The following is a 7333-nucleotide window of genomic DNA, read 5'->3' as shown; positions in this document are numbered from 1 at the left end:
TTGTAGCAGTTGGTCAAGCAGTTCAGGTTGAAAGGTCATGTGTTTCTATCTCTGGTTCAGTAGTTCATTAGATCTCAACTTCTGACCTTTGACACACTTCAATTTACAATCCCCATCGGAAAACTTCAACAGTTCAGCCATTTCTGGAGTCAGTGCTTCTGGCGGAGTAAATCCAGCCGCAATCCAATCTTCGGTGACGTGAGGAACTGGCGTTTGTCTTAAATCACGATAGATAATCACATCATCAGGATGTTGGTCTTGCCACGCAGCGATAAACTCCTTGGCTAATTTGCGAGATTTGGAGCGATCGCCTCGTGGACTTGAATCAATATGCAGAATGTTTGCCATAGTCCTTTAACCAGAAACTTTATTTATGAACTAGCTGTGCGCTGATAGGGCACTGATCAAAAAACTGTTATCTGACTCAAGCTTGAATATCAACAGATGATTTTCAAATAATGCACCACCTATAGCCGAAGTTAGCTAGTTAACCTAAGCGAAGGGATCGCTCCCTCCGCTCGGCTTCAAAACCGTGCTTGAGACTTTCACCTCACACGGCTCCTGAGATACCGACTCTTTGTCATAGACACCCGTTCAATTGAGTGGGTCGATTCACTTAACTTCCCTGGCTTGCGACCTCCCGGTTGGCGGCTTGCGGAGATTGCTCTCCTTATCCCACCGTTGTGACGAATCACTCGGCTTTAGGCTTATAAACCGTTACTAAGCGCGGTTGCTTGTCAGTATCCCGCCCTACGTCTGCCTATCCTCTGGCTTTCCCATAGGCATTTGCTTTTTAGGGCATCCTCCCCATCTGCTACATCCGGTTGGCACCTACTCAGTTTCATGAGAGCAAGCAGAGGGTTACTTCGTTCCAAATCACCGTAATCGAACCCTTAGGATGCTGCTTTCTGCCGGGTTTAATGGGAGTACATACGGGTCGCAACCGTAAACGCCCGCCCCAATATCCTTTGCCTTTTGGCTCCAGCCTAACAGCCTGATTTGGCTGGATTGACCTCACGACAGTTCAGACACAGCTTCGATGAAAGCTATCCATAGACTCATGCTGGGCGGGATGACCGGATTAGGCTTCCAGGAACCGCCTTTTCACCTCGCTTTACGGATTGATGACCAGTCGCTACCGTAGAGGTGATGCTGTTACCCCTTGCACCTGGGGAGAGGGACTTACACCCTCACGATGATCAAGTTGTCGAGGTTCTATCCTCGCCATCCGTCCCTGAATATCGCTATTCATTTTGGATGAACGAATCGCACACGCTTCCAGTCAGCGGCCGCGAGAGCCTCAAACTCATCACCAGTGGCGTCCTTCAGCCGCTGCACTGGGCTTGTTATGTCGCTGCAACTGCGGTTTATGCACCTGAATTCTTTAAATATCGAGAACCAAAGGGCAATGATCAGATACCTCAGGTTCAAATACGACCTTGAAATCCAATACTTTCACATTTGTGTTGACCAACATATAGTCTGCATATTTACCCGGTTTTTTATAGTAAGAACTCCGTGTTCCTTTTATGGTTCGAGCTGTAACCAAATCCGTTAGCCCAGCTTCAGCCAACATTTTTAACGTTTCGCTTTCCGGCTCTACGTTAAAATCTCCGCATACAACAAGAGGATCATTACTCTCAACGATGCTCATTGCGATTGAAATGAATTTGCGAGCCTGTTCGGCTCTTTCAGGGGTATCAATTTTCCCTTTCAGGTCGCGTAAACCATGCATGTGGGCTACACAGACTGGACGGTTTGCCTCATAATCGAACACCCTAATAGCATGTGCACTGCGAGGTCGAGGATGTTCGCCGTATTCGTCAGGAGAGTACGTTTTGTGCACAAAACCTTGTGTTTGTGCGACAACCGGGAAAGATTTTTTGACAAAAGTTGCAAGTCCCCATTGAGAAGGCATCTGAGTATTATCGTCCCAGAGAATCCCTTGAGCTGATGGGCAAAAAATAGCAGTATGATCGGGCAATGCAATTGCAATATCTCGAAAAAAATTTGCTCGTTGTGGAAGAACGTGATCCCCATCCCGGTAGGTGAGCCAGTCTTTGTTTGTGGCAGGACTATGTACAACTTCCTGAAGACAGAGAACATCGGGACTATTTTGCTTCAGGTAGGGAAGCAGTTTGTCATACAATTTTCCGCCCCATCCGTTAAGGCACATAATTTTCATTTTTACTACTTTATTTTCTATCTTGATTGAATTCTAGGATTTCTCTTATCGCGGCATAACGGCAAAATGCAGCGGCGGCAGACAGCCTTAATCCAAGTACTAGCGGTTGTCCGTCCGCTGCCATGAAGTGTTGGGCGACTGACGCATACCTGGAATTTACTTTATGAACGGTAACAGATCAAATTCTTGGCGGATATCTAAAAGAGAACGATCAAGTAACGGCTCGAACTCAAGAAATGGCAGCAGTTTTTGACGATTGCGAGTTTTAAACCAAATTGGAATCAATTCTAGAACTACCCCAGGAAGTACCCTCAAAATTGCTCCGTACAGCCAGAGTGCCCCTTTTTCCCTGATCATATCCTCGTACATCACATCAACGGCAGGGGAGTTTTTCATCTTCAAGTACGCCTGAAACGTACATTCACTCGTCCACCAAAATAACGGCAGAATTTTTAGCTCATCATACATTCCCGTGTCACAACCGTAAATCACATGCCCTACATCGTGCGCCCGCAAGATTTTACCGAAGTCTGAAGGTTGTGTTGCTGGATCAGTAACGTGTGGATTGAGAGCATAGTACTCCGCTAGACCTTCCCGCAAGGTTTGAGTACTGTGCTTGTCCATGTAAAGAGGTTTTGGAGTCATGACGTTTTGATACGGTACGGTATCGTAAACTATAATAGCATCCATGAACGATACCAAGAAAAAATCACCAGGAAGACCTCGCAGCACAGTATCTCACGAGGCAATGCTGAAAGCTGTGCTGGAATTGTTGTCAGAAGTTGGCTTTGAGGCAATGAGTATTGAGGCGATCGCTACTCGTGCTGGAGTCGGTAAGACAACCATTTATCGGCGTTACAGCAGTAAAGATGAACTAGTTGCTGATGCAATTGAAAGCATTAGGGAGGAGGTGTTAATTCCCGATACAGGAAATCTTTGGAGTGACATAGACGCACTCATTGAAAATGCTGCCCAAATAACCCTCACCTCACTTGGACGGCAAACGGTTGCCATGATTATCAGTAGTGCATCAAGTAATTCTGGGTTTGCTCAAATTTATTGGGAAAAATATCTACAACCTCGACGACAAGCCTTCGCTATGGTCATCGAACGGGCAAAGGCAAGAAATGAGGTTTCAAAAGACTTAGATGCAGGGTTAGTTTTCGACGTGATGAGCGGCATCATGCTCTATGCATTGATCTTTCCGCCTGTTGAATCTTGGAAAGCTTATGTCCGTCGTGCCATAAGTTTATTTCTCAGGTGAGTTTTGACGTGATTAGCTTTGAACGCTCACAGACAACCCAGACGTAATAGATTTGTTGCGGAATAAGAATTTCTAAGGGAAATAATCTTCCCTTGTCACTTCCACCTAAATTAAGCAGCCATCAAATAGAAATTCCATAGCCCCGTTGCCGTCAACATCTAATGATCAAAATCGCTCACACGATTTCTGTAAATATCGCTCACAATCCTGTATCGTTTCACTCCCGCAAACGCATTCTCGCATCGCACACGCCGACTACTTTTCTCACGATTCTCCTGTTTCTGCTCTTCACTGAGGTTGCCTCCTCGTGGTTTCTTGTGAGGAATCTCAATGTTGTCATACTCCTTCTGTAAACCTAATGTACAGTGACTTTTTATTTGTCGTGGAGACATATTGGTGTCGTTCAAGAAGCAAAGCTAAACCTGACTTACTTTTCTGCCTAAAGCCGGCTTGGCAATCCTAATGACCTGCTGCTAGGTCGCTAAGCGAACTCTCTTTGTGATCCTCTAATAGAGAGGTTTTTACTCAGCGACATGAATTTGTCTCGATGCCATTTAATTTGGCACTGTACAAATTTAGCTGAACGAATTCGATTGTCACTAACGGTATTAATTCATTGCATTCCAGATTAACTTAGTATCTGCAAACATTCTAAAACGACATACCTTTCCATTATTGAGATCGTAAACATGTGCGGCAGCAGCATGGAGCGGCTTTTGTGACTGCCGATGACGACCCACATAGGCACCAATGACAATCACTGACTCGTCTGCATCAAGATACTGTTCAATCTGAAACGAAAACTTCTCCCAACGAGTGTCATTGCGTTTGAACACTCCTTCAATTACTGCTTCTGCTCCTCGGTAAGTTGCTCCCTGCGGAAACCCTTCACTTTGAATCCATTCTAAATCAGGAGTGCAAATCTTCAAGAATGCATCATAGTCCTTCTCACGGAAAGCTCTGTATAGTTCTTGGATAACCTCAAGGTTCGTCATGGCTGCTCTTTCAATACCGTTCATATTGTCTAACTTACTACTCCCATTATTTTGAGGAGAATTAGCTCAAAATTTCTTGTATCTCCAGCATCAGATCATCAGCGTCAAATCATCACATCCCAAATTAATTGGCTCATCAAAGTTGGCTAAAACCACCATCGACGGCGATTTCAGCACCCAAAATATAAGCAGAATCTGAGGTGCTAAGAAACAAGACCGCCTGCGCGACATCTTCGGCTGAGCCAAATCGTTTCATAGGGATTTGAGCGCCGATGTTCTGTGTCATTGCATCTACTGCTTCTTGAGACAGACCTACCTTGCTCATGAAGGGTGTTGTAATCGCCCCTGGACTCACCGCATTGACACGAATTCCACGGTTGATAAGCTCAGCAGAAAACGTTTTTGCTAGCGATCTCACCGCTGCTTTACTTGCTGCTAAAACGCTGGTTCCAGGAAGACCGAGTTCACCTAGAAAAGAGGTATTGAGAATAATTGCAGCGCTTTCATTCAGGTGGGCTGAAGCTTTCTGAATAGTAAAGTACAATCCTTTAAGATTGGTTGTGAATACTTCATCGTATAGTGCTTCAGTTGTTTCTTCTATCGATGCAAACTTTCCAATCCCAGCATTGGCAAATAAAACATCAATTTTGCCAAACTTTTCTGCAATAACTTGATAAAGCTGATCAATTTGTTGTAAGTCTGCAACATCAGCTTGAAGAGCTAACACATCACCACCAATGGCTGAAGCCGCTTCGTTAAGAGTGGTGCGATCGCGTCCTGAAATAATAACTTTGGCACCTTCTTGACTGAATAGTTTAGCTGTTGCTAATCCAATCCCACTGTTACCGCCTGTCACAAGTGCAACCTTTTCAGCTAATCTCATATGTTCCTCTTTAAGGCAGTGATGATTAAGCACTTTCTAAGCAAAGCACAACTCACTTTCTATTGGGAAGTATTTACCAGAAAGTGCTATACTCACCAAACAGTAAAAATAGCGTCGGTGAGCGGCTTTAGCAGATTAGGCATACAGATGACTCAACAGGCAAGAGCATATATTGCTGGGATAAAGGTTTTTGATACAACTTGTGCAGCCCCTCAAGTCCTCGAACATATTGCCAGCAAGTGGACAATCCTAATCATCTATGCGCTCTCCCAAGGCACGAAGCGATACAGTGAGCTTCAACAACAGATTAAAGGCGTATCGCCGAAAATGCTGATTCAAAATTTACGAAAGCTTGAAGCCTGTGGGCTTGTGCGACGGGTCGTGCATCCAGTTGTGCCTCCGCAAGTAGATTATTCTCTTACTTCGTTAGGTGAAACGCTTGTTGATCCTTTAGCAGTACTTTGCGAGTGGGCTGTAAACCATGTTCATGAACTAGAACCTGTTAAAACGTCTGACAAGTCAGAGCCTCCTAGATAGACAAAGAGCGATATTCTTGTCATGCACTTTCACCTCACTTGTGGGTTAGGAATTGCGTCCTGCCATTACACCGCCGTCGACATTCCATATCGCTCCAGTTACCCAAGCGGCTCGTTCGGATAGGAGAAACGCGATCGCCTCTGCTACATCGCTCGGTTGACCAACCCGTCCAATGGGATGAAAACTATTGAAGCTTTGTAGGGTGCTGTGGATTTCTTCTGGTTTGATAAACGCTCCATAGATGGGAGTTTCAACCACAGCAGGCGCAACTGCATTCACCCGAATGTTGTGTTGCGCTAGTTCCATTGCTAGATGCTGAGTCAAGGCATGTAGTCCCGATTTTGCCATTGAATAGGCAGAAGATGGAGTTGCTAACACAGCTTGATGTGCCCACATCGAACCTACATTGACAATGGCACCCCCTTGCCCTCGATCGACCATATTATGAGCGACCTGCTGTGTCGCAAAAAAGGTGCCACGATTGAGGTCAAGATAGCGATCGTAATCGGTTTCTGTATGTTGAAGAAATGGCGTTGGCAGAAAGACACCCGCAGAATTAACAAGGTAGTTAACATCAGGCAAATCAGAAGCAATTCGTTCGGTTAGTTGAGAGACATCATGACGATTACTGATATCAGACTGCCAGGTCTGTATCTTACCCATCTGCTGCAACTTGGATTCTGCCTCTCGTAACTTATCTGAGTTGCGACCTACAATGGTTACGGTTGCTCCCTCTGTTAGTAGCATTTCTGCGATCGCCCGACCAATACCGCTACTGCCGCCTATAATTAGTGCTTGTTTCTGCTTAAACTCGCTGTACATCAGTCTCTCCTAACTAAAATCAGTTTGAACATAACTTTAGTCAGCATCGTAAACGGCTGAAACCGAGTGCAAAAGTCTGCACTTTTTGGTGCAGTACGCACTTTTTGGTACAAATTGAAGCAAAACCAGTCAAACGTTGAGTCGCGCCACATGACGATTAGCCAGCCCAAAAACTCAATTTCTCAGACACTGACGTTGGAAGATATTGTCGGTTGCAAATGGTCCATTCGGATCTTGACTTTAATTCGCCAAGGGATCAGTCGTCCTGGTGCAATCGTCCGTTCTGTGGATGGACTTACCACAAAAGTGCAGAGTGACTCCCTGCGGAAAATGGTCAATCTGAGCATCTTGGAGAAAATTACCTACCCAGAAGTTCCACCACGGGTCGAGTATAAACTGACCCAAATTGGAGAGCGTTTTGTCACAATCTTGGATGCTCTTACAGATTTACAGCGGGATATCGATACGAAGTGAGGGAGTAGGAGGGATCGCCCATCTGAAAAAATGATTAGCTCAGCCAGCGATTTGCTTTATCCCTCTTTCATCACTCTAGGCGGAGGAAAATCGATGAGGCACAGGATGAGGAAGCCATCCTGAGAACTGGTTAATGCACTGGATTAATCTCACAAAGCCAGAGTGTAAACCAG

At 45.2% G+C, this 7333-nt stretch carries 9 protein-coding genes and 1 pseudogene; 3 read left to right on the top strand and 7 right to left on the bottom strand.

Translation table 11 applies throughout. The features are described from left to right. Positions 1–114 precede the first annotated feature (114 nt). The 3 genes and pseudogenes from H6G00_RS21070 to H6G00_RS21060 form a co-directional block, all read right to left on the bottom strand. Positions 115–348, bottom strand: a pseudogene (locus tag H6G00_RS21070) (NAD(P)H-dependent oxidoreductase); the annotation flags it as partial. A 1036-nt stretch (positions 349–1384) separates the two neighbouring features. Further along, positions 1385–2185 carry an endonuclease/exonuclease/phosphatase family protein gene (locus H6G00_RS21065; RefSeq protein ID WP_190798243.1) on the bottom strand — a complete coding sequence of 267 codons (801 nt, stop codon included), beginning with the start codon at positions 2183–2185 and terminating at the stop codon, positions 1385–1387. A gap of 156 nt (positions 2186–2341) precedes the next feature. Next, positions 2342–2830, bottom strand: a complete 489-nt coding sequence (locus tag H6G00_RS21060) for a hypothetical protein (RefSeq protein WP_190798248.1) — start codon at positions 2828–2830, stop codon at positions 2342–2344. Positions 2831–2873: 43 nt separating this feature from the next. Here H6G00_RS21060 and H6G00_RS21055 point away from each other — a divergent pair, with 43 nt between their 5' ends. After that, positions 2874–3449, top strand: coding sequence for a TetR/AcrR family transcriptional regulator (locus H6G00_RS21055; protein ID WP_190798242.1), 576 nt, complete (start codon positions 2874–2876; stop codon positions 3447–3449). A 158-nt stretch (positions 3450–3607) separates the two neighbouring features. Here the strand turns inward: H6G00_RS21055 and H6G00_RS21050 are convergent, their stop codons facing one another. From H6G00_RS21050 to H6G00_RS21040, 3 genes are all read right to left on the bottom strand, one after another. Further along, a complete protein-coding gene (locus H6G00_RS21050) occupies positions 3608–3841 on the bottom strand; it encodes a transposase family protein (RefSeq protein WP_190798241.1) in 234 nt (77 codons plus the stop codon). Between the two features lie 216 nt (positions 3842–4057). Beyond that, positions 4058–4468 (bottom strand): nuclear transport factor 2 family protein, encoded by a 411-nt coding sequence (locus H6G00_RS21045; protein WP_242042416.1) that lies wholly within the window; start codon positions 4466–4468, stop codon positions 4058–4060. Positions 4469–4580: 112 nt separating this feature from the next. Next, the gene (locus tag H6G00_RS21040) at positions 4581–5360 is read right to left on the bottom strand and encodes an SDR family oxidoreductase (RefSeq protein WP_199318629.1); all 780 of its coding nucleotides are present in this window, start codon (positions 5358–5360) and stop codon (positions 4581–4583) included. A gap of 114 nt (positions 5361–5474) precedes the next feature. On the opposite strand from H6G00_RS21040, the gene H6G00_RS21035 reads away from it, so the two are divergent. Next, complete coding sequence (locus H6G00_RS21035) at positions 5475–5864, top strand: helix-turn-helix domain-containing protein (protein WP_190798240.1); 390 nt, start codon at positions 5475–5477, stop codon at positions 5862–5864. Between the two features lie 45 nt (positions 5865–5909). Here the strand turns inward: H6G00_RS21035 and H6G00_RS21030 are convergent, their stop codons facing one another. Further along, on the bottom strand, positions 5910–6686 hold the full coding sequence (locus tag H6G00_RS21030) for an SDR family oxidoreductase (protein WP_190798239.1): 777 nt from the start codon (positions 6684–6686) through the stop codon (positions 5910–5912). A gap of 66 nt (positions 6687–6752) precedes the next feature. On the opposite strand from H6G00_RS21030, the gene H6G00_RS21025 reads away from it, so the two are divergent. Further along, entirely contained in the window at positions 6753–7160 is a 408-nt protein-coding gene (locus H6G00_RS21025; RefSeq protein ID WP_347278211.1) for a helix-turn-helix domain-containing protein, read from the top strand. Positions 7161–7333: the final 173 nt, after the last annotated feature.

This window comes from Leptolyngbya sp. FACHB-541 (assembly GCF_014695875.1).
Classification (GTDB): domain Bacteria; phylum Cyanobacteriota; class Cyanobacteriia; order Elainellales; family Elainellaceae; genus JAAUTN01.
The sequence above is the reverse complement of the archived record's forward strand: the minus strand, read 5'-3'. Positions and strand labels throughout refer to the sequence as shown.

Excerpts from the sequence above, each read along its gene's own strand:
- H6G00_RS21035 (WP_190798240.1), top strand. The coding sequence starts at position 5,475 with ATGACTCAACAGGCAAGAGCATATATTGCTGGGATAAAGGTTTTTGAT.
- H6G00_RS21030 (WP_190798239.1), bottom strand. The coding sequence starts at position 6,686 with ATGTACAGCGAGTTTAAGCAGAAACAAGCACTAATTATAGGCGGCAGT.
- H6G00_RS21055 (WP_190798242.1), top strand. The coding sequence starts at position 2,874 with ATGAACGATACCAAGAAAAAATCACCAGGAAGACCTCGCAGCACAGTA.
- H6G00_RS21050 (WP_190798241.1), bottom strand. The coding sequence starts at position 3,841 with ATGTCTCCACGACAAATAAAAAGTCACTGTACATTAGGTTTACAGAAG.
- H6G00_RS21065 (WP_190798243.1), bottom strand. The coding sequence starts at position 2,185 with ATGAAAATTATGTGCCTTAACGGATGGGGCGGAAAATTGTATGACAAA.
- H6G00_RS21045 (WP_242042416.1), bottom strand. The coding sequence starts at position 4,468 with ATGAACGGTATTGAAAGAGCAGCCATGACGAACCTTGAGGTTATCCAA.
- H6G00_RS21060 (WP_190798248.1), bottom strand. The coding sequence starts at position 2,830 with ATGACTCCAAAACCTCTTTACATGGACAAGCACAGTACTCAAACCTTG.